Source organism: Streptomyces sp. NPDC042102, assembly GCF_055582305.1.
Map to the genome: position 1 here is coordinate 38,986 of NZ_JBVJDL010000017.1, position 24,451 is coordinate 63,436.

The 24,451-nt window shown below is 73.9% G+C and carries 17 protein-coding genes; 6 read left to right on the top strand and 11 right to left on the bottom strand.

Annotated elements, in window-relative coordinates; genetic code table 11:
• Positions 1-21: 21 nt before the first annotated feature.
• The 5 genes from ACZ6KO_RS33185 to ACZ6KO_RS33205 all read right to left on the bottom strand — a co-directional run bounded on the left by ACZ6KO_RS33185 (position 22) and on the right by ACZ6KO_RS33205 (position 7,451).
• Positions 22-1,212 (bottom strand): acyl-CoA dehydrogenase family protein, encoded by a 1,191-nt coding sequence (locus tag ACZ6KO_RS33185; RefSeq protein WP_469307684.1) that lies wholly within the window; start codon positions 1,210-1,212, stop codon positions 22-24.
• Positions 1,209-3,233 carry an acetyl/propionyl/methylcrotonyl-CoA carboxylase subunit alpha gene (locus ACZ6KO_RS33190; protein ID WP_469307685.1) on the bottom strand — a complete coding sequence of 675 codons (2,025 nt, stop codon included), beginning with the start codon at positions 3,231-3,233 and terminating at the stop codon, positions 1,209-1,211. The genes ACZ6KO_RS33185 and ACZ6KO_RS33190 overlap by 4 nt, the downstream gene beginning before the upstream one ends.
• Positions 3,234-3,241: 8 nt before the next feature.
• On the bottom strand, positions 3,242-4,840 hold the full coding sequence (locus ACZ6KO_RS33195) for an acyl-CoA carboxylase subunit beta (protein ID WP_469307686.1): 1,599 nt from the start codon (positions 4,838-4,840) through the stop codon (positions 3,242-3,244).
• Positions 4,837-6,573, bottom strand: a complete 1,737-nt coding sequence (locus ACZ6KO_RS33200; protein WP_469307716.1) for an acyclic terpene utilization AtuA family protein — start codon at positions 6,571-6,573, stop codon at positions 4,837-4,839. Before ACZ6KO_RS33200 ends, ACZ6KO_RS33195 begins: the two co-directional genes overlap by 4 nt.
• Positions 6,574-6,641: 68 nt before the next feature.
• Entirely contained in the window at positions 6,642-7,451 is an 810-nt protein-coding gene (locus tag ACZ6KO_RS33205; RefSeq protein ID WP_469307687.1) for a TIGR03084 family metal-binding protein, read from the bottom strand.
• Between the two features lie 590 nt (positions 7,452-8,041).
• Here ACZ6KO_RS33205 and ACZ6KO_RS33210 point away from each other — a divergent pair.
• Together ACZ6KO_RS33210 and ACZ6KO_RS33215 are read left to right on the top strand one after the other, a co-directional pair.
• Complete coding sequence (locus ACZ6KO_RS33210; protein ID WP_469307688.1) at positions 8,042-8,296, top strand: type II toxin-antitoxin system Phd/YefM family antitoxin; 255 nt, start codon at positions 8,042-8,044, stop codon at positions 8,294-8,296.
• The gene (locus ACZ6KO_RS33215; protein WP_469307689.1) at positions 8,293-8,544 is read left to right on the top strand and encodes a type II toxin-antitoxin system RelE family toxin; all 252 of its coding nucleotides are present in this window, start codon (positions 8,293-8,295) and stop codon (positions 8,542-8,544) included. Before ACZ6KO_RS33210 ends, ACZ6KO_RS33215 begins: the two co-directional genes overlap by 4 nt.
• A gap of 477 nt (positions 8,545-9,021) precedes the next feature.
• On the opposite strand, the gene ACZ6KO_RS33220 is transcribed toward ACZ6KO_RS33215, so the two are convergent.
• A complete protein-coding gene (locus ACZ6KO_RS33220; protein ID WP_469307690.1) occupies positions 9,022-9,951 on the bottom strand; it encodes an EamA family transporter in 930 nt (309 codons plus the stop codon).
• A gap of 47 nt (positions 9,952-9,998) precedes the next feature.
• Complete coding sequence (locus ACZ6KO_RS33225; RefSeq protein WP_469307691.1) at positions 9,999-12,809, bottom strand: FAD-binding and (Fe-S)-binding domain-containing protein; 2,811 nt, start codon at positions 12,807-12,809, stop codon at positions 9,999-10,001.
• A 76-nt stretch (positions 12,810-12,885) separates the two neighbouring features.
• Here ACZ6KO_RS33225 and serC point away from each other — a divergent pair, with 76 nt between their 5' ends.
• Both serC and ACZ6KO_RS33235 read left to right on the top strand, forming a co-directional pair.
• Complete coding sequence (gene serC, locus ACZ6KO_RS33230) at positions 12,886-14,004, top strand: phosphoserine transaminase (protein WP_469307692.1); 1,119 nt, start codon at positions 12,886-12,888, stop codon at positions 14,002-14,004.
• A gap of 271 nt (positions 14,005-14,275) precedes the next feature.
• A complete protein-coding gene (locus tag ACZ6KO_RS33235) occupies positions 14,276-17,431 on the top strand; it encodes a sacsin N-terminal ATP-binding-like domain-containing protein (protein ID WP_469307693.1) in 3,156 nt (1,051 codons plus the stop codon).
• Between the two features lie 247 nt (positions 17,432-17,678).
• On the opposite strand, the gene ACZ6KO_RS33240 is transcribed toward ACZ6KO_RS33235, so the two are convergent.
• From ACZ6KO_RS33240 to ACZ6KO_RS33250, 3 genes are all read right to left on the bottom strand, one after another.
• Entirely contained in the window at positions 17,679-19,130 is a 1,452-nt protein-coding gene (locus ACZ6KO_RS33240) for an MFS transporter (protein ID WP_469307694.1), read from the bottom strand.
• A 15-nt stretch (positions 19,131-19,145) separates the two neighbouring features.
• On the bottom strand, positions 19,146-21,629 hold the full coding sequence (locus ACZ6KO_RS33245; RefSeq protein ID WP_469307695.1) for an HAD-IC family P-type ATPase: 2,484 nt from the start codon (positions 21,627-21,629) through the stop codon (positions 19,146-19,148).
• 132 nt (positions 21,630-21,761) lie between these two features.
• The gene (locus ACZ6KO_RS33250) at positions 21,762-22,064 is read right to left on the bottom strand and encodes a DUF2530 domain-containing protein (protein WP_469307696.1); all 303 of its coding nucleotides are present in this window, start codon (positions 22,062-22,064) and stop codon (positions 21,762-21,764) included.
• Positions 22,065-22,206: 142 nt separating this feature from the next.
• Between ACZ6KO_RS33250 and ACZ6KO_RS33255 the strand changes: the two genes are divergently transcribed.
• Entirely contained in the window at positions 22,207-23,661 is a 1,455-nt protein-coding gene (locus tag ACZ6KO_RS33255) for an NCS2 family permease (RefSeq protein WP_469307697.1), read from the top strand.
• A gap of 21 nt (positions 23,662-23,682) precedes the next feature.
• On the opposite strand, the gene ACZ6KO_RS33260 is transcribed toward ACZ6KO_RS33255, so the two are convergent.
• Positions 23,683-23,865 (bottom strand): hypothetical protein, encoded by a 183-nt coding sequence (locus ACZ6KO_RS33260; protein WP_031146958.1) that lies wholly within the window; start codon positions 23,863-23,865, stop codon positions 23,683-23,685.
• Positions 23,866-23,998: 133 nt separating this feature from the next.
• Here ACZ6KO_RS33260 and ACZ6KO_RS33265 point away from each other — a divergent pair, with 133 nt between their 5' ends.
• On the top strand, positions 23,999-24,436 hold the full coding sequence (locus tag ACZ6KO_RS33265; protein WP_401453731.1) for a MarR family winged helix-turn-helix transcriptional regulator: 438 nt from the start codon (positions 23,999-24,001) through the stop codon (positions 24,434-24,436).
• Positions 24,437-24,451: the final 15 nt, after the last annotated feature.

Genomic DNA, 24,451 nt, shown 5'->3' on the forward strand with positions numbered 1-24,451 from the left:
GCCGTCCCTTCTTGCTGGTGCTCAGTAGGACTTGGGGAGGCCCAGGGTCTGGTGCGAGACGAAGTTGAGGATCATCTCGCGGCTGACGGGGGCGATCCGCGCCACGCGGGAGGCCGTGATCAGGGCCCCCAGCCCGTACTCGCGGGTGAGGCCGTTGCCCCCCAGCGTGTGGACGGCCTGGTCCACCGCCTTCACACAGGCCTCGCCGGCAGCGTACTTGGCCATGTTCGCGGCCTCGCCCGCGCCCATGTCGTCGCCGCTGTCGTAGAGATGGGCGGCCTTCTGCATCATCAGGCGGGCCAGTTCCAGCTCGATGTGGGCCTGCGCGAGCGGGTGGGCGATGGCCTGGTGGGCGCCGATGGGCTCCTTCCACACCTGGCGGGACGTGGCGTACTCGACGGCCCGGGCGAGTGCGTAGCGGCCCATGCCGATGGCGAAGGCGGCGGTCATGATGCGCTCGGGGTTGAGCCCGGCGAACAGCTGGAGCAGTCCGGCGTCCTCTCCCCCTACGCCTCCGGCGTGGGAGGGACCCCCACCCACCAGGGCGTCGGCGGGCAGCCGTACGTCGTCCAGGACCAGTTCGAACTGCTTCTCGGCGGCCTGGAGCTCCATGTCGATGACCGAGCGCGAGAAGCCGGGGGCATCGCGCGGGACGATGAACAGGCAGGGCTTGAGGCGTCCCGTGCGGGCGTCTTCGGCACGGCCCACGATCAGCGTGGCGTCGGCGATGTCGACGCCGGAGATGAAGACCTTGCGGCCGCTGAGCACCCACTCCTCGCCGTCGCGGCGGGCGGTGGTGGTGATGCGGTGGGAGTTGGATCCGGCGTCGGGCTCGGTGATGCCGAAGGCCATCGTCCGGCTGCCGTCGGCCAGACCCGGCAGCCAGGCGCGCTTCTGCGCCTCGGTGCCGAAGCGGGCGATGACCGTGCCGCAGATGGCGGGCGAGACGACCAGCATCAGCAGCGGGCAGCCGGCGGCGCCCAGCTCTTCGAGGACGATGGACAGTTCGGCGATGCCACCGCCTCCGCCGCCGTACTCCTCGGGCAGGTTGACGCCGAGGTAGCCGAGCTTGGCGGCGTCGGCCCACAGTTCGTCGGGGTGGCGGCCCTCGCGGGCGACCCGGGCCAGGTAGTCGCGCCCGTAGCGCTGCCCGAGGGCGGCGACGGCGGAGCGCAGGGCGGTGTGCTCTTCGGTTTCGAGGACGGGGCTCATGCGTGCGGTTCCTCCTGGACTACGGCGAGCAGGGCGCCGACCTCGACCTGGTGGCCGGGGGCGGCGTGGAGCGCGGTGAGCGTGCCGGAGGCGGGGGCGAGGATGCGGTGCTCCATCTTCATGGCCTCCAGCCAGAGCAGGGGCTGGCCGGCGGTGACGGCGGCGCCGGGGGCGAGGCCCTCGGCGATGCGGACGACCGTGCCGGGCATGGGGGCGAGCAGCGAGCCGGGCTCGGTGCGGTCCTGGGGGTCGGCGAACCGCGGCAACCGGGTCAGGGTGTACGAGCCGAGCGCCGAATCGACGTACAGCTCGGGCTTGTTCGAATTTCGTTTCACGTGGAACACGCGCTGGACCCCGTCCAGTTCGAGGACCACGTGGTCGGCGGTGACGGTGCGGACCCGGACGCCGTCGTGCCCCTCGGGCTCCAGCCCGGCGCGGGTGTGGCGGTAGCGGATCTCGTACGTCGTACCACCGGCCCGGTAGGACGTGGTCTGTGGCTGGGAGGGCACGTTGCGCCAGCCGCCGAGGCGGGCGGTGAGCTGGGCGCCGGGGGGCGGGACGGTGTCGGCGAGGGCGGCCGCGAGGGCGGCGAGGCGCGCACCGGAGCGGCCGTCGGCGTCACCGCCGGGGGTGGCGGTGAGCGTGGCGAGGTGGCGGTCGTAGAAGCCGGTGTCGAGGCGGGCGGCGGCGAACTCCGGGTGGCGCAGGGACGCCACGAGGAGCTCGCGGTTGGTGGTCAGGCCGTGGATCCGGGCCCGGGACAGGGCGCGGGCCAGGGCCCGGACGGCCTCGGCACGGGTGGGCGCGTGCGCGATGACCTTGGCGAGCATCGGGTCGTAGTGCACGCCGACGGTGTCACCGTCGGCGAAGCCGGTGTCGACGCGGACGCTGCCGGTGCCGCTGCCCGTGCCGGTGCCGGCTCCGGGGGTGCCGGTGCCGGCTCCGGGGATGTCGAGGGTGTGCAGGACGCCGGTCTGCGGGCGCCAGTCCTGGGCGGGGTCCTCGGCGTACAGGCGGGCCTCGACGGCGTGGCCGCCGGGTGCGGGCGGGGCCGGGGGAAGCGGCTCGCCCTGGGCGATGCGCAGCTGGAGGGCGACCAGGTCCAGGCCGAACACGGCTTCGGTGACGGGGTGTTCCACCTGGAGACGGGTGTTCATCTCCAGGAAGTACGGACGGCCGTCGGCGGTGACGAGGAACTCGACGGTGCCGGCACCCCGGTAGGACACGGCGCGGGCGGCGGCCACGGCCGCCTCGTGGAGGGTGGCGCGCAGTTCCTCGGACAGGCCGGGGGCAGGTGCCTCCTCGATGACCTTCTGGTGGCGCCGTTGCAGGGAGCAGTCGCGGGTGCCCAGCGCCCAGACGGTCCCGTGGGCGTCGGCGAGGATCTGCACCTCGACGTGCCGGCCGCGTTCGACGTACGGCTCCGCGAACACCTCGCCGTCGCCGAAGGCCGAGCGGGCCTCGGCGGCGGCCGCGGCCAGCTCGTCCCCGAGGGCGTCCAGGTCCCGTACGACGCGCATGCCGCGGCCACCGCCGCCCGCGGCGGCCTTGAGCAGCAGGGGCAGGTCGGCGGCGGTGGCGGTGGCCGGGTCGACGGGGTCGAGCAGCGGCACGCCGGCGGCGCGCATCAGTTCCTTGGCGCGGGTCTTGGACGCCATCGCCTCGATCGCCCCGGGCGGCGGGCCGACCCACGTGAGCCCGGCGGCCACCACCTCGCGGGCGAAATCGGCGTTCTCGGAGAGGAATCCGTACCCGGGGTGCACGGCGTCGGCGCCGGCGGCGAGGGCCGCCTTGATGACCAGGTCACCGCGCAGGTACGTCTCGGCGGGCGCCGCCCCGGGCAGCCGGACGGCCGCGTCGGCCTCGCGCACGTGCAGGGCGTCGGCGTCGGGGTCGGAGTGGACGGCGACGGTGTCCAGGCCCAGGGCGCGGGCGGTCCGGAAGACCCGGACGGCGATCTCGCCCCGGTTGGCGACGAGGAGGGAGGTCAGGGGGTTCTGGGGCAGGGGGGTCTGGGTCATGGGCGGGCTCACATCCGGAAGACGCCGAAGCCGCCACGGGCGCCCTCGACGGGGGCGTTGTGGACGGCCGACAGGCACAGGCCGAGGATGGTGCGCGTGTCACGCGGGTCGATGACCCCGTCGTCGTAGAGCCGCCCGGACAGGAACATCGGCAGCGACTCGGACTCGATCTGCGCCTCGACGAACGCGCGCATCCCGGCGTCCTGTTCCTCGTCGTACGGCTGCCCCTTGGCGGCGGCGGACTGCCGGGCCACGATCGACAGCACGCCGGCGAGCTGCTGCGGGCCCATGACGGCGGATTTGGCACTGGGCCAGGCGAACAGGAAGCGGGGGTCGTAGGCCCGGCCGCACATGCCGTAGTGGCCGGCGCCGTAGGAGGCTCCGATCAGCACGGACAGGTGCGGGACGCGGGAGTTGGACACCGCGTTGATCATCATCGCGCCGTGCTTGATGATGCCGCCCTGCTCGTACTCCTTGCCGACCATGTAGCCGGTGGTGTTGTGGAGGAAGAGCAGCGGGACGTCCTGCTGGTTGGCGAGCTGGATGAACTGGGCCGCCTTCTGCGACTCGGCGCTGAACAGCACGCCCTGGGCGTTGGCGAGGATGCCGACCGGGTAGCCGTGCAGGCTCGCCCAGCCCGTCACCAGGCTGGTCCCGTACAGCGGCTTGAACTCGTCGAAGTCGGAGGCGTCGACGAGGCGGGCGATGACCTCGCGCGGGTCGAAGGGGGTGCGCAGGTCGGCGGGCACGATGCCGAGGAGCTCCTCCGGGTCGTACAGGGGCTCCGGCGCGGGCCCGGGATCCGGCTGCGCCTTGCGGTGGTTGAGGCGGGCGACGACCCGGCGGGCCTGCCGGATCGCGTCCTCCTCGTCGACGGCGTAGTAGTCGGCGAGCCCGGACGTACGGGCGTGCATGTCGGCGCCGCCGAGGGACTCGTCGTCGCTCTCCTCGCCCGTGGCCATCTTCACCAGGGGCGGGCCGCCGAGGAACACCTTGGAACGGTCCTTGATCATGATGGTGTGGTCGGACATCCCGGGGATGTACGCGCCGCCGGCGGTGGAGTTGCCGAAGACGACGGCGACGGTGGGGATGCCGGCCGCGGAGAGCCGGGTGAGGTCGCGGAAGATCGCGCCCCCGGGGATGAAGATCTCCTTCTGGGAGGGGAGATCGGCACCGCCGGACTCGACGAGGCTGATGCACGGCAGCCGGTTCGCGTAGGCGATCTCGTTGGCCCGCAGGGCCTTCTTCAGCGTCCAGGGGTTGGAGGCGCCGCCGCGTACGGTCGGGTCGTTGGCGGTGATCAGGCACTCGACCCCTGCCACGGTGCCGATGCCGGTGACCATCGAGGCGCCGACGGGGTAGTCGCTGCCCCAGGCGGCGAGCGGGGACAGCTCCAGGAACGGCGTGTCGGGGTCCAGCAGCAGCTCGACGCGCTCACGGGCCAGCAGCTTGCCGCGGGTGCGGTGGCGCTCGGTGTACTTGGGCCCGCCGCCGGCCAGCGCCTTGGCGTGCTCGGTGTCGAGCGCCGCGAGCCGCTCCAGGGCGGCCTCGCGGTGGGCGAGGTGATCGGGGTCGCGGGGGTCGAGGGCGGTGGTGAGGCGGGTCATGGGCCGACCTCCGGCTGGGGCGGGGAGCTGATGAGGTGGGTGGGGATGTCGACGTGGCGCGCGCGGAGCCATTCGCCGAGGGCTTTGGCCTGCGGGTCGAAGCGGTGGCCGGAGGCGACGCCGTCGCCGAGGAGGCCGGTGACCGTGAAGTTCAGGGCGTGGAGGTTCGGGAGGGCGGTGCGGGTCACGGTGAGGCCGTGGGTCTCGGGGAGCAGGCGCTGGAACGTCTCGACCGTGAGGGTCTGCTCCAGCCAGGCGTAGGCGGCGGTGGGGGTGGCGTGGTCGGTGTCGATCCAGACGCCGACGTTGGCGTCACCGCCCTTGTCTCCGGAGCGGGCACCGGCCAGGTGGCCCAGGGGGGCGCGGGTGGTGGGGGCCGAGGGGGTGGCGGTCGGGGCGTCGGCGGCCGGGGGCCCTGCGGGCGGCTTCTCCCCCACCCCGCCCCTTCCCGATACCGGGGCTCCGCCCCCGGACCCCCGCGCCTCAAACGCCGGCGGGGCTGGATCGGTGGGCGGGGCCGGGTGGGTGGCCGGGGTCGGTACGCGGGTGCCGTCCGGGAGGACCGCCACGTGGGGGACGGCCTCGGCCGGGATTGTCGAGGCCGTGAAGACGCCGTACGGCTGGGCCGCGGACGGCGGGGCCGTGACGTGGAAGCCCGGGTAGCTGGCCAGGGCCAGCTCGATCGCCGCGCCCGTCAGGGCCCGCCCGACCCGGTCCGGGGACGGGTCCCGGACCACCAGCCGCAGCAGCGCGCCGGCCGTCTCCTGCGTGTCGGCGTCGGCGTGGTCGGTCCGCGCCAGCGTCCACCGCGCCCCCGCGATCCCCTCCAGCGCCTCCGCGAGCTGCGCACGGACCAGGTCCGCCTTGGCCTCGATGTCCAGGCCGGTGAGGACGAACGTCACCTCGTTGCGGTAGCCGCCGATGCGGGTGACGCCCACCTTGAGGGTGCCGGGCGGCGCCTCGCCGCGCACCCCGTGGATCCGGACCCGGTCCGGTCCGGCGGTTTCCAGGCGGACCGTGTCGAGGCGGGCCGTGACGTCCGGGCCCAGGTACCGGGCGCCCTGGGTCTCGTACAGCAGCTGGGCCGTGACCGTGCCGACGGTCACCGCGCCGCCCGTACCCGGGTGCTTGGTGATCACCGAGGAGCCGTCCTCCGCGATCTCCGCCAGCGGGAAGCCGGGGCGGCGTACGTCGTGGCGCCCGAAGAACGCGTAGTTGCCGCCGGTGGCCTGCGTCCCGCACTCCAGGACGTGCCCGGCCACCACCGCCCCCGCGAGCCGGTCGTGGTCGTCCGGCGCCCAGTCGAACCACCAGGCGGCCGGCCCGGTCACCAGCGCGGCGTCCGTCACCCGGCCGGTGACGACCACGTCCGCGCCGGCCCGCAGGCAGGCCGTGATCCCGGCGCCGCCCAGGTAGGCGTTGGCGGTCAGCGCGCCGTCGGCGTACGGCATGAGGTCGTCGCCCTCGACGTGCGCGACGGTCGTGGGCAGGCCCAGCTTCTGCGCGAGCGTCCGGATCGCGTCCGCGAGCCCGGCAGGGTTGAGGCCGCCCGCGTTCGTGACGATCCGCACGTCCTTCTCGTGCGCGAGCCCGAGCCCCTCCTCCAGCTGGCCCAGGAAGGTCTTGGCGTAGCCGAGACCGGGGTTCTTCAGCCGGTCGCGGCCCAGGATGAGCATGGTCAGCTCGGCCAGGTAGTCCCCGGTGAGGACGTCCAGCGGCCCGCCGGCCAGCATCTCGCGCACCGCGTCGGCCCGGTCCCCGTAGAACCCGGACGCGTTGCCGATGCGCAGCGCCCGCCGGGTCACGACGCCGCCCCGGGCGCCCGCCCCGGCCCCGCCGGACCGGCGAAGGCCTGCGCGATGTCCAGCCAGCGGTCGGCGTCGGGCCCGGCCGCCCGGACGCCCAGGTCGGCCCGGTGCGCCCGCTGGGTCACGAGCAGGCAGAAGTCGAGCGCCGGCCCGGTGACCCGCTGGGGCGCGTCGGGGGGACCGTACGCCCACAGCCGTACGTCGTCCCCCTCGGCGAAGGTGAGCTCGACGCGGAACTCCTCGGTGGGGGCGGGCAGCCCGCGTACGGCGAAGGCGTAGTCGCGCGCCCGTACGCCGATCCGTGCCACATGGCGCAGGCGGGCCGTCGGGACCCGCTGCACACCGAGGGCGTCGGCGACGTCCTGGCCGTGCGCCCAGGTCTCCATCAGGCGGGCGCTGGCCATGGAGGCGGCCTTCATCGGCGGGCCGTACCAGGGGAAGCGGGTGTCGGGCGAAGCCGCGGCGAGCGCCGCGGCGAGGGAGTCCCGGCCGGTCCGCCACAGCGCCAGCAGCTCGGCCGGCGGCAGGGCCGCCCCTTCGGCGGCGCCGTCGTCCACGAACGAGTCGGGTGCGGCGAGCGCTTCGGCGACCATCGCCCCGAAGCCCTCGGCATCGGTGACCGCCAGCAGGGCGGCGCGGTCGGTCCACGCGAGGTGCGCGATCTGGTGGGCGACGGTCCAGCCGGGCGCGGGGGTGTCCTTGGCCCACACGGCGGGTGGCAGGTCCCGCACCAGCAGGTCGAGCTCGTGGCCTTCGGCCCGGAGATCGGCGAGAACGGCGGCTGCGGCAGACGGTTCGGACACGGTGTGCTCTCCTCGGGGACCCCGGGACACGACGGCGTGAGGAGAGACTGGCAGCGCCCAAGAAAACAAGCAAGCGTGCTTGCATGGTTTTTTTCGGCGGACCAACGGGTTTCCGCCAGGCGTCAACCGGGGTACACGGAGCCGGACTTGTCCCCTTCCCGTTGGGCGTTGGAGGGATTCCGGGGTCATCCCGTCAGTCCTCACTGTCCTTCCGTGCCGGACCGGCCCGTCAAGAGCGCTCCTTCGTCGCGTCGCTACGCGATTCCGCTTCGCTCCACTCCTGACAGGCCGTCCCGTCCCGGAAAGACAAGGACTGTCGGGACGCCCCCGAAAGAACGGCAGGTCGCAGCCTTTCCACGCCCGGGGGTTCCAAAGGCCCGCCCAGTGGCCCGGCCAGTCCGTTCCCCCGCACGCCAGGTGCGGAAGCCGCCCCCTGGCGAGCAGGCGCGCCCGATCGCTACGCGCTCCTGCCGGCATAGCGGCCCCGGCCCGCCTATGGCCGGACAGAGGCCGCCATCAATCGCAAGGCCGGCCTTGGGGAGTGTCGCCGGGTATCGCACACAAGAGGCGTGGAGTGTACAGTTCTGTACATGAGCGAGACTCTGCCGATCACCGAAGCGCGGGCGAAGTTCGGCTCGCTGGTCCGCCGGGCGTCCCACGCCCGGGAACGCATCACCATCACCGACCACGGCCAGCCCGCGGCCGTGCTCATCAACCCCCAGGAACTGGCTGACCTCGAGGACTCGCTCGCCCTGGCCCTGTACCGGGAGCGCCAGTCCGCCGGCGCAGCCGCGGTCGTCCCGCATGACGACGTCCGCGCCCGGCTCGGCCTGGAGCGTCCGTGACCTACACGATCGTCTGGGACGAGCCCGCCATCGACGCGGCCGCCTACTTCCTCAAGGACGACCCCGACGGCCTGCGGCAGCTGATGGACGCCGTCGACCTCCTCGCCGACCAGCCCCGGCCCGAGGGCACCACCCCGTACGGCTCCCCGGACCTGCGCCGGATGCACGTCGGCCGCTACCGGGTCCTGTACGAGATCACCGAGGCCACCGTCACCATCGTGGTCATCCACGTCGGCCGCCTCGGCTGACACACCCGAAGCACGCCCCAAGGGCCGGACCAACTCGCCGTGGGCCTCATGCCATCGAGCGCGAGCACCTGCGGGGCAATGAGGACTTGTCCGGCCACGGGCGGGCCGCACCCGCTATACCGGCCGAAGCGCGTAGCGATCCGGCGCGCCCCCTCGGCTCCGGTGGCTTCCGCACCTGCCGTGGACGGGAACCGGACTGGCCGGGCCCCTGGGCAGGCCTTGGAACCCCTGCGCTTTGGTGGAGTGCCGACCTTCCGTTCTTTCGGGGGCGTCCCGACAGTCCTTGTCTTTCCGGGACGGGACGGTCTGTCAGGAGTGGAGCGAAGCGGAATCGCGTAGCGACGCGACGAAGGAGCGCTCTTGACAGGCCGTCCCGGCACGGAAGGACAGTTAAGGACTGACGGGACGCCCCCGGAACCCCCACAACGCCCAACGGGAAGGGGACAAGGGGACTCAACGCCCGCCGGAGCCGAACCCCTACCGCTTCTCCCTGCGCCCCGCCTGCGAGCGCACCGCGCCCATGCTCGCCGCGATCACCAGCGCGATCGCCAGGGCGTCCGTCGGTGACATCGCCTGGTGCAGGATCACGAAGCCCGCCGTGGCCGCGATGGCCGGTTCGAGGCTCATCAGGATGGCGAACGTCGGTGCCGGGAGGCGGCGCAGCGCCAGGAGTTCCAGGGTGTACGGCAGGACCGAGGACAGCACCGCCACGCCCACGCCCAGCGCCAGCGTGCTCGGGACCAGCAGGGCCGGGCCCGCCTCCACGACGCCGAGCGGCAGGCTGAGCACGGCCGCGACCACCATCGCCAGCGCCAGCCCGTCCGCCTGCGGGAAGCGCCGGCCCGTCCGCGCGCTGAAGACGATGTACGCCGCCCACATCGCGCCCGCGGCCACCGCGAAGGCCGCGCCGGCCAGGTCCAGGGAGCCGAACCCCCCGCCGTGACCGGACAGCAGGACCACGCCCGCCAGGGCGAGGCCCGCCCAGAGCAGGTTCACCAGCTTCCGGGAGGCGATCACCGACAACGCGAGCGGACCCAGCACCTCCAGCGTGACGGCAGGGCCCATGGGAATGCGGTCGATCGCCTGGTAGATGAAGCCGTTCATCCCGGCCATCGCCACGCCGAAGGCGACGACCGTGCCCCAGTCGGCGCGCGAGTAGCCCCGTACCTTCGGGCGGCAGACCAGGAGCAGCACGACCGCGGCCGCCGCGAGGCGCAGCGTCACCACGCCCGCCGCGCCCGCGCGCGGCATGATCAGGACGGCGAGCGCGGCGCCGAACTGCACCGAGACGCCCGCCGCGAGAACCAGCCCCACCGGCCCGAGACGCGAGGGGCCGCGGCCGCGCTCGGGCAGCGGGAGCGGCGGGGCGACGGAGGAGGCGGTGGCGGGGGCGGGGGTGGTGCTCATTGCTTCAGGTTAAGGGGTGGGTAAGGAATGATTCGCCGTGTTCCGCCTTACATCGCCCTCGGCTCCTCCGTCGTCCCCGGCTCCCCCTCCAGCGCCTCCGCCAGCAGTTCCGCCATGTGCCGGGCCCGGCGGCCGGCCAGCTGGGCGATCTGGGTACGGCAGGAGAACCCGTCCGCCAGGACGGCGGCCGCGGGCGGGGCCGCGCGCAGCGACGGCAGCAGCTGTTCCTCCGCGCAGGCGACCGACACCTCGTAGTGCCCGGGCTCGAAGCCGAAGTTCCCCGCCAGTCCGCAGCAGCCGCCGCTGAGCTCGCCCACGAGCCCGGCCCGCTCGCGCAGCCGGCGCTCGGCCGCGTCGCCCAGGACGGCGTGCTGGTGGCAGTGGGTCTGGCCGACGACCGGGCGGTCCAGGCGCGGTGGCCGCCACCGCGGTGCGCGCTCCTCCAGGACCTCGGCGAAGGTCCGTACGGCCGCCGCGAGCCGGGCCGCGCGGGGATCACCGGGGAGCAGCGCGGGCAGGTCGGTCCGCAGGGCCGCCGCGCAGCTCGGTTCGAGGACGACGACCGCTTCCGGCACCCCCCGTTCCCCCGCCACCACGTCCAGCGTCCGCCGCAGCACCTTGCGGGCCCGGTCCAGGCGTCCCGTCGAGACGTACGTCAGCCCGCAGCACACCGGGCCCGCCGGCAGCGCGACCTCGATCCCGGCCGCACCGAGGACCCGTACCGCCGCCCGCCCGGCCTCGGGGGCGAAGTACTCCGTGAAGGTGTCCGGCCACAGCAGCACCCCGGCGTCGGCAGCACCGGGCCGGCCCCGCATCCCCCGCATCCCCCGCATCCCCCGCGTGAACGTCTCCGCCGCCAGCCGCGGCAGTTCCCGTTCCCGCGCCACCCCCGCCAGTCGCCCGGCCCCCGGCAGCCGGGCCAACCCGTTGACCACACGGGCCGCACGGGCCGTCCGCAACGCCGCCACCACGCGCAGCCAGCCGGGCAGGCCGCCCATCGAGTAGTGCGCGAGCGGCCGGAGGCGGCCGGCCCAGTGGTGGTCGAGGAACTCCGCCTTGTAGGCGGCCATGTCGACACCAACCGGGCAGTCGCTGCGGCACCCCTTGCACCCCAGGCACAGGTCCAGCGCCCCGGCGACCTCCGCCGACCGCCAGCCGTCCGTGATGATCTCGCCCGCGAGCATCTCGTGCAGCAGCCGCGCCCGCCCCCGGGTGGAGTGCCGTTCCTCCCGCGTCACCCGGTACGACGGGCACATCACCCCCGTGCCGGGCCCGGTGGCCGTCGTCCGGCACTTGGCGACCCCCACGCACCGCACCACCTCGCGCGCGAGCCCGCCGCCCCCGGCCCGCTCGGCCCGCTCGGCACCCTCGCCCCGCAGCACCTCGAACCGGAGGTTCTCGTCCAGCCGGGCCGGCCGGGCGAGCATGCCGGGGTTCATGCCGCCCGCCGGGTCCCACAGGTCCTTGTACGCGCCGAAGAGCCGGACGACCTCCTCCCCGTACATCCGGGGCAGCAGCTCGGCCCGGGCCTGCCCGTCCCCGTGCTCCCCGGACAGCGAGCCGCCGTGCGCGACGACCAGGTCCGCGATTTCCTCCGAGAAGACGCGGAAGCGCCGCACGCCCTCCTCCGTCACCAGGTCGAAGTCGATGCGGACGTGCACGCACCCCTCGCCGAAGTGCCCGTACGGCGTCCCGTGCAGCCCGTGCGCCGCCAGCAGGGCCCGGAACTCCTTCAGATACGCCCCCAGCCGCGCCGGTGGCACCGCGCAGTCCTCCCAGCCCGGCCAGGCCGCACCGCCGCCGGGCAGCAGGGTCGCGGTCCCGGCGGCGTCCTCCCGGATCCGCCACAGCGCGCGCCGGGCCGCCGGGTCGGCGACCACGGCCGCGTCGAGGGCGTCGGCGGCCCGGACCAGGGACCGCGCCGCCCCCTCGTCGCGCATCTCGACGAACAGCCACGCGCCCCCGCGCGGCAGCCCGCCGCGATCCCCCCGCACCAGGTCCGCCGCCATGCCCTCCACCGTCAGCGGCCGGTGCGGCAGCAGCCCGGCGGCCGCGTCCGCCGCCGCGGACTCGTCGGCGTACCCGAGGACCGCGAGCACCGGCGCGCGCGGCGCTTCGACCAGGCGCACGACCGCCTGTGTCACCACCCCGAGTGTCCCTTCGCTTCCACAGAACGCGCGGGCCAGTTCCACCCCGCGCTCGGGCAGGGCCGCGTCCAGCGCGTAGCCCGAGATGCGCCGGCTCGTCCCCGCGCGGGCCATGCCCGTCCGGATCGTCGCCAGGTTCCCCGCGACCAGCTCCGCGAGGCCGGCCGGAGCGCCGTCCCAGCCGGTCGCCAGGCGGTGCGAGGTGCCGCCGTACGCGAGGACCTCCAGCTCGGCGACGTTGTCGGCGGTGGTGCCCCAGGCCACCGAGTGGGCCCCGCAGGCGTTGTTGCCGATCATCCCGCCGAGCGTGCAGCGCGCGTGCGTGGACGGGTCGGGGCCGAAGGTCAGCCCGTACGGGCGAACGGCGGCCCGCAGGTCGTCCAGCACCAGGCCGGGCTGGACCACGGCGGTACGGGCCTCGGCGTCCACCGCCAGGACGGCCGCCATGTGACGGGTGAAGTCCAGCACCACGCCCACACCCGTCGCCTGCCCGGCGATCGAGGTCCCGCCACCGCGCGGGACGACCGGAACCCCGGCCTCCCGGCACACCCGCAGCGTCGCGGCGACGTCCGCCGCGTCGCGCGGCGCGACCACGCCCACCGGCACCCGCCGGTAGTTGGACGCGTCCATGGTCGCCAGCGCCCGCGCCGCCGCACCGAAATCCACCTCGCCGCGCACCTCGGCACGCAGCGCCCGCTCAAGACCGGTCACGCATCCCATCCTGCCCCTCGTCTCATCGAGTGGACGCGCTGCCGGAACGCGAGTGCGGACCCGCTACGCTCCGCACGTGGCTGAGATCCAGATTCCCGCTGACATCAAGCCCGCCGACGGACGCTTCGGCGCGGGCCCCTCCAAGGTGCGGACCGAGGCGCTGGACGCGCTGGCCGCCACCGGAACCTCCCTGCTCGGAACCTCGCACCGCCAGGCCCCGGTCAAGAACCTGGTCGGCTCGGTGCGGCAGGGCATCCGGGACCTCTTCTCCCTGCCCGAGGGGTACGAGGTGATCCTGGGCAACGGCGGCTCCACCGCCTTCTGGGACATCGCGACGCACGGGCTCATCGAGCAGAAGTCGCAGCACCTGACCTTCGGCGAGTTCTCGTCCAAGTTCGCCAAGGCCGCCAAGCTGGCGCCGTGGCTGGACGAGCCGACCGTCATCTCCTCCGAGCCGGGCACCCACCCCGAGCCGAAGGCCGAGGCGGGCGTGGACGTGTACGCGTTCACGCACAACGAGACCTCCACGGGTGTCGCGGCGCCGCTCAAGCGGGTCGCGGGTGCCGACGAGGGCGCGCTGGTGCTGGTGGACGCGACCTCGGGGGCCGGCGGTCTGCCGGTGGACATCACCGAGACCGACGTCTACTACTTCGCCCCGCAGAAGTCGTTCGCCTCGGACGGCGGCCTGTGGCTGGCGGCGTTCTCCCCGGCCGCCCTGGAGCGCGCGGCCCGCGTGCACGGCTCCGGCCGGCACGTCCCGGAGTTCTTCTCGCTGCCCACCGCGATCGACAACTCGCTGAAGAACCAGACGTACAACACCCCGGCGCTGGCCACCCTCTTCCTGCTGAACCAGCAGCTGGAGTGGCTGAACGGCCAGGGCGGCCTGGAGTTCGCGACCGGCCGTACGGCGGCCAGCGCGGCGCACCTGTACGGGTGGGCGGAGGCGTCGAAGTACGCGAGCCCGTTCGTCGCGGACCCCGCCAAGCGGTCGTCGGTCATCGGCACGATCGACTTCTCGGACGACATCGACGCGGCGGCCGTCGCCAAGGTGCTGCGCGCCAACGGCATCGTGGACACCGAGCCGTACCGCAAGCTCGGCCGCAACCAGCTGCGCGTGGCGATGTTCCCGGCGATCGACCCGGCGGACGTCCAGGCGCTGACGGCCTGCGTCGACTACGTGATCGAGCAGCTCTGACGGTCGTCCGCGACCGTCGCGACCGTCGCGTGTGCGGCGGTCGCGGCCGCGGCGCCGACCGTCGCGTCCGCGGCGCCCGCCGCCGCCGGCCGGCCCGCGCGTGACGGCCACGGCCCCCGGTGGTGTCCTCACCACCGGGGGCCGCGCCGTTCCCGGGCGGGCCGGTGGGCCGGCGGGCCGCCGGGCGGCGCGCGGCGCGGTACGGCCCACCGGCTGAGCCCGCGGCCACCGGCCGCGATACCTTCGGGATCCCAGATCAAGGAGGCAGCACGTGAGCGTGCGAGTGACGGCAGCCCCGGGCGGCGTCGACCCCTTCGGCACGGCCAGGTTGCGGCGCGGGGTGCTCGACGCGTGGGCGGCCTCGCCCGCCCGGTTCCGCGAGGACGCCAACGCCGAGGAGGACCTGGCACTCGGCGGCTACCGGGACCGGCTCGTGGTCGAGCTGGCGCAGAACGCCGCCGACGCCGCCGCCCGCGCCGGGGTGCCCGGCCGGCTCCGGCTCACCGTGCACGCGGTCGAGGGTGGGCACCCCGTGCTCGCCGCCGCCAACACCGGCGCCCCGCTGGACGCCACCGGCATGGAGTCCTTGAGCACCCTGCGGGCCTCCGCCAAGCGGGAGCCGGCCGCGGGCGCGGACGCGCAGGCCGTGGGCCGGTTCGGCGTCGGCTTCGCCGCCGTCCTCGCCGTCTCCGACGAGCCCGCCGTGCTCGGCCGGCACGGCGGCGTCCGCTGGTCCCTGGCCGAGGCCCGCGAACTGGCCGCCGAGACCGCCCGGTTCAGCCCCGGACTCGGTGACGAACTGCGCCGCCGCGACGGGCACGTGCCGCTGCTGCGGCTGCCGCTGCCCGCCGAGGGGACGGCGCCCGAGGGCTACGACACCGTGGTGGTGCTGCCGCTGCGCGACGCCGCTGCCGAGGACCTGGTCCGCCGGCTGCTCACCGGGATCGACGACGCCCTGCTGCTGACCCTGCCCGGGCTGGCCGAGCTGGTGGTCGAGACCCCCGAGGGCCTCCGGACCCTGACCCGCCGCACCGACGGCGCGTTCACCGTCATCGACGACAGCGCCGCCGGCCAGGTACGTCACTGGCGCACCGTCCGCCACCACGGCACCCTCGACCCCGCGCTGCTCGCCGACCGTCCGGTGGAGGAGCGACTGCGCCCGTACTGGACCGTCTCCTGGGCGGTGCCGGTGGACGCCGAGGGCGCCCCGGTCCGCCCGGAGACCGCGCCCGTGGTGCACGCGCCCACCCCGACCGACGAGCCGCTGGGCGTCCCGGCGCTGCTGATCGCCAGCCTGCCGCTGGACACCGCCCGCCGGCACCCGGCGCCGGGGCCGCTGACCGACTTCCTGGTGGAGCGCGCCGCCGAGGCGTACGCCGAACTGCTCGGCGCCTGGCGGCCGGTCAGCACCGCCCTGGTCGACCTGGTGCCCGGCGCGCTGGGCCGGGGCGCACTGGACGGCGCGCTGCGCGAGGCGATCCTCCAGCGGCTGCCGCGGACGGCCTTCCTCGCGCCGGCGGCGCCGTCGGAGGAACTGGTCGCGCTGCGCCCGTTCGAGGCCGAGGTCGTCGAGGGCGCCGGCGCGGAGACCGTGCAGGTGCTCGCCGAGGTCCTGCCCACGCTGCTGCCGGCGGGCCTGGAGCGGCGCTCCGAGCTGCGCGCGCTGGGGGTGGGCCGGCTGCCGCTGGGCGACGCGATCGAGCGGATCGCGGGCATCGACCGGGCGCCGCAGTGGTGGTACCGGCTCTACGACTCGCTGGCCGGGGTGGACCCCGACCGGCTGACCGGGCTGCCCGTGCCGCTGGCGGCGGATCCCGCCGGCGAGGGCGAGCCCGGCGCCGGCCCGGTCCGCGTCGCGATCGGGCCCCGGCACATCCTGCTGCCCGGCCCGGACACCCCGGCCGGGCTCACCCGGATCGGCCTGAAGATCGCGCACCCGGACGCCGCGCACCCGCTGCTGGAGAAGCTCGGCGCGGTCGCGGCCAACCCGCGGGCGGTGCTGACCACCCCCCAGGTACGGGCCGCCGTCGCGGCGTCCCTGGACGCCGGAGAGGTCTGGGACGAGGAGGCCATGGACCCGGAGGAACTGGCCGAGCTCGTCCTCGGCCTGGTCCGGGACGCCGGCCTGGAACCCGGTGACGAGCCGTGGCTGGGCGCCCTCGCCCTGCCCGACGAGGACGGCGAGCTCGCCCCGGCGGGTGAACTCCTGCTGCCCGGGAGCCCGTTCGCGGCGGTCGTCCGCGAGGACGAGCTCGCCTTCGTGGACGGCGAACTGGCCGCGCGCTGGAGCGAGCAGACACTGACGGCCGCCGGCGTGCTGGCCGGCTTCCAGCTGGTGCGGGCCACCGACGTGGTCCTGGACCCGGACGAACTGGAACCGCGCGAGGGGGACTTCGCCGAGCCGGACGACGCGGGTCTGCTGGACGCGGTCGACGTGTGGTGCGAGGACGTCCTGGACCAGCTGCCCGAGGGCCCGGTGCCGCCGGTCGCCACCGAGCTGGTCGCCGTACGGGACCTGGACCTGGTCGACGACGACTGCTGGCCGCAGGCCCTCGCCCTGCTCGCGCAGCCGCCGCTGCGCGACGCGCTGACTCAGCCGGTGCGGGTGCTGCTGCCGGACGGCACGACGCAGAGCGTGCGCCCGTACACCGCGTGGTGGCTGCGGGACCACCCGGTCCTGGACGGCCGGCGGCCGGCCGGGCTGCGGGCGGCGGGCGGCGATCCGCTGCTGGAGGGCCTGTACACGGCGGCCGACGCCACCGGCTTCGAGGACGAGCAGGTCCTGCGGGCCCTGGGCGTACGGACCTCGGTGGCCGCCCTGCTGGACGAGCCCGGCGGCGCGGCGGAGCTGCTGGCCCGGCTCGCGGACCCGGAGCGGGAGGTGACCGGGCGTCAGCTGCACGCGCTGTACGGTGCGCTGGCCGACCTGGACCCCGAGCAGGTCACCCTGCCCGACGAGCTGCGCGCGGTGGTCGACGGCGAGGTGGTCGTGGTGGACGCGGCCGAGGCGCTGGTGGCCGACGCGCCCGACCTGCTGCCGCTGACGGCGGGCCTGGCCCTGCTGCCGGTGGCCCCGGCGCGGGCGGCGGACCTGGCGGACCTGCTCCAGGTGCGGCGGCTGTCGCAGACCGTACCGGCGGAGGTGACCACGCCGGGCGAGGAGCACGAGGTCCCGGAGTCGGTACGGATCCTGCTGGGCCCGGCCACCCCCGAGACGTACCTGGAGCACGAGGAACTGATCGCGGGCGGCGTCGAACTGGACTGGCGCCGCACCCCGGACGGCACCCTGCACGCGGCCACGCTGGAGGGCGTGGCGGCGGGCCTGGCCTGGTCGGCGGGCCAGTGGCCGCGCCGCTTCGAGGTGGCCGCCCTCCTGGAGGACCCCTCCCGCACCACGGAACTGGCCCGCGACCGCTGGTTCGACTAGCAGCCGACACCCCGCCCGCCCGAAGCCCGTCGGGCGGGCGGGGTGCGTCCACCGTTTGCGATCACGGCAGTTCGGGCGTACGGAGGAAGAGAGAGCGCGTGTGCCGTGAGATCGCCGTGGGCCTGTCCGCCAACTTCATGGCCGAGTCGATGCCCAGGGCGTAGTCCGGTGCCTGTTCTCCGCCGGTCACGCGGTCCTGCACGGCGAGCGCCTGCGCCCGTAGGCCGTGCCGTCGGAGCAGGCCCCGTCAGCAGCGGCGGGTCTGGTACGGGACCGGGGTCGGCGTAGGGGTCGGGGTCGGCGGGGCCGGGCAGCGGGGGTAGGCCGCCGCCAGGGTGAGGGCGATGCCGGCCGCCACCACGAACAGGGCCCGGCTGATGCCGTCGGCGGTGGCCGTGCGCAACTGCTCGCCGGAGAGGCCGTCGAGGCCGGCCGTCGCGATCAGGACGAGGACGGCGAGGCCGACCGCCGCGCCCACGCCCGAGCCGGTGGAGGCGATGCCCGAGGCGGTGCCCTGGTCCCGGTCGGGGACGCCGGTGGCAGCGGTGATGAACATGGCGGTGAAGACGATGCCGTCGCCGGCGCTCAGCACCACCAGGCCGGGGATCAGCTCCGCGTACGAGCCGTCCGGGCCGATGGCGAGGCCGAGGGCGACGGCGCCGAGCGCGCCGGCGGCCAGCGCGGCGCTCAGGGTGGTCCGCAGGCCGAAGCGCGTCACCAGGCGGCCCGCCGCCGTGGAGCCGGCGACCACCACCGCCGTGGGCAGGAGGAAGGCGGCGCCGGTCCGCAGGGCGTCGTAGCCGAGGACGTCCTGGAAGTAGAGGGACAGGAAGTACAGCACCGAGCCGAACGTCGCCATGAACATGAACGCGATGACGACGCCGGTGACCAGGTTCGGGTTGGCGAGCAGCCGCGGCGGCACCAGCGGGTCCGGGCTGCGCCGCTCGATGACGGCGAAGGCCGCGAGCAGCAGAGCGCCCGCCAGCACGGCGGTGAGGAAGCCGGGCGAGAGCCAGCCCAGCGCCGGGCCCTGGACCAGGGCGAACACGATCAGGGTGACGCCCGCGGTGACGCTGAGCGCGCCGGGCAGGTCGAAGGTGCGGCCCCGTTCGCGCGGGCCGTCCGGAGGGATCACCACGAAGGTGAGCAGCAGCGCGGGTCCGGCCAGGGCGACGTTCACCAGGAACACCGCTTCCCAGCCGAAGGCCTGCGTGAGCAGGCCGCCGAGCAGCACTCCGGTCACCAGGCCCGCGGCTCCCGCGCCGCCCCAGATCCCCAGGGCTCGGTTGCGCGCCCGGCCCTCGGCGAAGGTGGTGTTGATCAACGCGAGGGTGGTGGGGAAGACGAGGGCGCCGCCGAGCCCCTGCACCGCGCGGGCGGCGAGCAGCGTCCCGGGCGCGGTCGCGAGGCCGCCCGCGAGCGCCGCCGCGGCGTACAGCGCGAGGCCGGTGGCCAGCACGCGCCGCCGGCCGAGCAGGTCGGCGGCGCGCCCGCCGAAGAGGAGGAACCCGGCCGAGGTCACGGCGTAGGCGCTGATGACGGCCTGGAGCGTCTGCGCGGAGTAGCCGAGGTCCCGGGCGATGTCGGGGAGCGCCACCACGACGATGTACTGGTCGAGCGAGACGACCAGCATCGCGAAGGACAGCAGGGCGAGGACCGCCGTCGCCGCCCCCCGGTCCCGGCCCCGTTCCCTGGGCATGGCGGGCCCGGCCGCCTACGCCGGGAACCTGCGGTCGACCCAGCGGAAGGTGAACTCGATCAGGACCGCGGCCGCCGCCGCGATGCCGACGGCCGTCCACGGCATGGTCGTCCCCACCAGCTTGAGCTCGAAGAACTCCTGCAGCCACGGCACCACCAGGACGATCAGGAAGCAGAGCCCCATCGTGCCGACGAGCCCCACGCGCCACCACGTGTACGGCCGGGCGATGATCGCCAGCACCCACATCGACGTCAGGAACAGCGTCAGCGTCGCCGCGCTGGTCTCGGCCTCCAGCGCTTCCGGCCCCGTGTAGTGGGCGCGTGCCACCAGGTACGTGACGAAGGTGGCCACCGCCGCGATCGCGCCGCCCGGGATCGCGTACCGCATCACCCGTTTGACGAAGTGCGGCTTGGCGCGCTCCTTGTTGGGGGCCAGCGCCAGGAAGAAGGCGGGGACGCCGATGGTGAGCGTGGACAGCAGCGTCAGGTGGCGCGGCAGGAAGGGGTACTCGACCTGCGAGCAGACCACCAGGATGGCCAGGAGGACGGAGTAGACCGTCTTGGTGAGGAAGAGCGTGGCGACGCGGGTGATGTTGCCGATGACCCGGCGGCCCTCGGCGACCACCGAGGGCAGGGTCGCGAAGCTGTTGTTGAGGAGGACGATCTGCGCGACGGCGCGGGTCGCCTCCGAGCCCGAGCCCATCGACACGCCGATGTCGGCGTCCTTGAGCGCGAGGACGTCGTTGACGCCGTCGCCGGTCATCGCGACCGTGTGCCCCCGGGACTGCAGGGCGCCGACCATGTCCCGCTTCTGCTGCGGGGTGACCCGGCCGAAGACGCTGTTGCGGGCCAGCTCCTCGGCCATCTCCTGCTGGTCGGAGGGCAGCCGGCGGGCGTCGACGGTGTTCTGCGCGCCCGGCAGGCCGAGCTTGCCGGCCACCGCCGAGACGGAGACGGCGTTGTCGCCGGAGATGACCTTCGCGTGGACCTTCTGCTCGTCGAAGTAGCGCAGGGTGTCGGCGGCGTCGGGCCGCAGCCGCTGTTCCAGGACCACCAGGGCGGTGGGCCGTACACCGCCGGCGACCTCGGGGTCGTCCAGCTCGCGGGTGGAGCGGGCCAGCAGCAGCACGCGCAGGCCCTGCTCGTTGAGGGAGTCGATCTCCTCCAGGGCGGGGTCGCCGGAGGGCAGCAGCACGTCGGGGGCGCCCAGCAGCCAGGTGGAGTTCTCGCCGTCGCCCTCGCTGAAGCTGGCGCCGCTGTACTTGCGGGCGGAGGAGAAGGGCAGCGACTCGGTGCAGCGCCACTCCTCGCTGTCCGGGTAGGCGTCGATGATCGCCTGGAGGCTGGCGTTGGGGCGCGGGTCGGACTCGCCGAGCGCGCCGAGCACCTTCCGCACGTGCGCCGGGTCCGCGCCGCCGAGCGGGCGGAGCTCGGTGACGTCCATGCCGCCCTCGGTGAGGGTGCCGGTCTTGTCCAGGCAGACGACGTCGACGCGGGCCAGGCCCTCGATGGCGGGCAGCTCCTGGACCAGGCACTGCTGGCGGCCGAGGCGGACGACGCCGATGGCGAAGGCGACGGAGGTGAGCAGGACCAGGCCCTCGGGGATCATCGGGACGATGCCGCCGACGGTGCGGGCGATGGAGTCCTTGAGGTTGTTCTCCTTGACGACCAGCTGGCTGATGATCAGGCCGATCGAGGTCGGGATCATCATCCAGGTGACGTACTTGAGGATGGTGGAGATGCCGGAGCGCAGCTCGGAGTGGACGAGGGTGAAGCGGGAGGCCTCTTCGGCGAGCTGGGCGGCGTAGGCCTCGCGGCCGACCTTGGTGGCGGTGAACGCGCCGCCGCCGGCGACCACGAAGGAGCCGGACATGACCTGGTCGCCGGGCTTCTTCAGGACCGGGTCGGCCTCGCCGGTGAGCAGGGACTCGTCGATCTCCAGGCCGTCGGCCTCGCCGACGACCCCGTCGACGACGACCTTGTCGCCGGGTCCGAGTTCGATGACGTCGTCGAGGACGATCTCGGAGGTGGAGATCTCGGCGGTGCGGCCGTCGCGGCGCACGCTGGGTTTGGCCTCGCCGATGACGGCCAGGCCGTCGAGGGTCTTCTTGGCGCGCAGTTCCTGGATGATGCCGATGCCGGTGTTGGCGACGATCACGAAGCCGAAGAGGCTGTCCTGGATCGGCGCGACGATCAGCATGATCACCCAGAGGACGCCGATGATGGCGTTGAAGCGGGTGAAGACGTTGCCCCGGATGATGTCGGCGGTGGAGCGGCTGCTGCGGACGGGGACGTCGTTGACGGCGCCGCGCGCGACGCGTTCGGCGACCTCGGCGGTGGTCAGGCCGCCGGGCTTGAACCGGGGCGCGGGCGGTTTGACGGGGTGTACGGGGTCGAGCTCGGCGCCCGCGTCGATGGCCGGGCCGCCGGACGGGGCGCCGGACGAGCCGGGGTCGCGCCGCTCGGGTCCATCGTGGTCGATCTTCGCCCGCTGCGTCATGCTTCCGACGGTAAGCGGCGTTCGAACGGTTCACCCGCCGAGCGGTCGGAAGATCCGACTTCAGGATGAGAGGAATCGTCCCCGGGTAGCGCCCGGGGTGGGGCCTCGCACGGCGCCTGCGCCGGACCGGTCCTAGCCGAGGTGGCCCTGGGCGCCGTCGCCGTCTCCCTCGCCGCCGGCCGCCTCCCGCTCCGCCGCGTGCCGCTTGAGCGCGGCTTCGCGCGAGCGGACGTACCAGATGCCGATGAGGCCGAGCGCGCCGCCGGCGGCGCAGGTCCACACCCACCACAGCAGGTCGCGGTCGGCGAACCAGCCGTAGAAGGGGAGCTGGACGAGGAACATGGCGAACCAGAGGATCGTGCCGCCGGTGATGGTGGCGACGACGGGCCCCTCCAGGGGCTCGGGCGCCTCGTGCGTGGGGGTCCATTTCGCCATGACGCCCAGTCTAGGCGGCCGGATTTGCCATCTACGCGCGGAGATGGACGTCACTTCGTTCATGTGTTCATACTGAAACGGTTTGCCTCTGACGGGTTTCGCTCGTACGAACCCACTAAACGAACCACTTTTTGAGGACCGAATGAGCACCTCGGCCCCCGCGCCCACGGCCACCACCCCGGAACCTTCCCCCCAGGGCCCTTCCGTGCTGGACCGTTACTTCAAGATCTCGGAGCGCGGCTCGACCCTGGCCCGCGAGGTCCGAGGCGGTTTCGCCACCTTCTTCGCGATGGCCTACATCATCGTGCTGAACCCGATCATCCTCGGCAGCGCGAAGGACATGTACGGCCACCAGCTCGACGGCGGCCAGCTGGTCACCGCCACCGTGCTGACCGCCGCGTTCACCACGCTCCTCATGGGGGTCATCGGCAACGTCCCGATCGCCCTCGCGGCCGGCCTCGGCGTGAACACCGTCGTCGCCCTCCAGCTCGCCCCGCGCATGAGCTGGGCGGACGCGATGGGCATGGTGGTCCTGGCCGGTTTCGTGGTGATGCTGCTGGTCGCCACGGGCCTGCGCGAGCGGGTCATGAACGCCGTACCGCTGGGTCTGCGCAAGGGCATCGCGATCGGCATCGGCCTGTTCATCATGCTGATCGGCCTGGTGGACGCGGGCTTCGTCTCGCGCATCCCGGACGCCGCGCACACCACCGTGCCGCTCCAGCTCGGCGGCACCGGCCACCTGGACGGCTGGCCCGTCCTGATCTTCGTCCTCGGCGTGCTGCTCACCCTCGCCCTGCTGATCCGCAAGACCCCGGGCGCGATCCTGATCTCGATCGTCGCCATGACGGGCGTCGCCGTCGCCGTCCAGCTGCTGGCGGACCTGCCGGGCCAGGCCTGGGGCCTGACCGTGCCCGAGTGGCCGGGCAACCCGGTGGCCGCGCCCGACTTCGGGCTCGTCGGTCAGGTCAGCCTCTTCGGCGGCTTCGAGAAGGTCGGCCTGCTCACCGGCTGCCTCTTCGTCTTCACCGTGCTGCTGTCCTGCTTCTTCGACGCGATGGGCACCATCCTCGGCGTCGGCGACGAGGCCAAGCTGATGGACGAGGACGGCAACTTCCCCGGCATCAACAAGGTGCTGCTGATCGACGGCCTGGCCGTCGCCTCCGGCGGCGCGACCTCGTCCTCGGCCACCACCTGCTTCGTGGAGTCCACCGCCGGCGTCGGCGAGGGCGCCCGTACCGGCCTCGCGAACGTCGTCACCGGCGGCCTCTTCGCCGTGGCGCTCTTCCTGACGCCGCTGGCCACCATGGTCCCCTCCCAGGCGGCGACGCCGGCGCTGGTCGCGGTCGGCTTCCTGATCCTGGCGGGCTCGGTGAAGGACATCGACTGGAGCGACTTCACCATCGCCGTCCCGGCCTTCCTGGCCATGGTGATGATGCCCTTCACCTACTCGATCACCAACGGCATCGGCATCGGCTTCATCAGCTTCTGCGCGCTGCGCGCCGCGACCGGCCGGGGCCGCGAGGTCCCGGTGGCCATGTACGTGGTGTCGGCGGTGTTCGTCTTCTACTACGCGATGCCGGCCCTCGGCCTCACGTAGCGGCTCCTTCACCCGCACGGCCTACGTCAGGCCGTAGAACTTCTCCGTCTCGTCGACGGCCGCCTTGAAGCGCTCGTCGAAGTCGTCGCGAATGAGCGTCCGGACCACATAGTCCTGGACGCTCATTCCGCGTTTGGCGGCATGAGTCCGGAGCCGCTCCAGGAGCTCCCCGTCTATGCGCATGCTCAGCACATGTGTCCCCATGCCGAAAGAGTCGGGGCTGGAGGTGCGTACGCGGGTCGCTTTCGGGCCGCGGCTCACCCGTACGAGTGACCTGGTGCATACCCCTCCGAAACCCGGTTTTCCTTAGACAGAGTAATGAGTTAATCTAAGGAACATGCGTGACCTTTCCCATGGCGACGACGCGGCCGCCGTGAACGATCTCCGCTCGGCCATCATGCGGCTGGGCCGGCGCCTGAAGCACCAGCGCGTCGACGAATCGCTGAGCCCGACCGAGATGTCGGTCCTGGGCACCCTGGCCCGCTGCGGCCGCGCCACCCCCGGTGAGCTGGCCCGGCGCGAGCACGTCCAGCCGCCGTCGATGACGCGCATCGTCGCGTTGCTGGAGGCCAAGGGACTGGTCAAGCTGGAACCGCATCCGGACGACCGCCGCCAGAAGGTGGTCAGCCAGACGGAGGAGGCCGAGGCGATGCTCGAGGAGAGCCGTCGCAAGCGCAACGCCTTCCTGGCCCGGCTCGCGGAGGAGCTCGACGAGGACGAGTGGGCCAAGCTGCGCGAGGCCGCACCCGTCCTGGAGAAGCTCGCGCACCTGTAGGACGTACGACGCGAG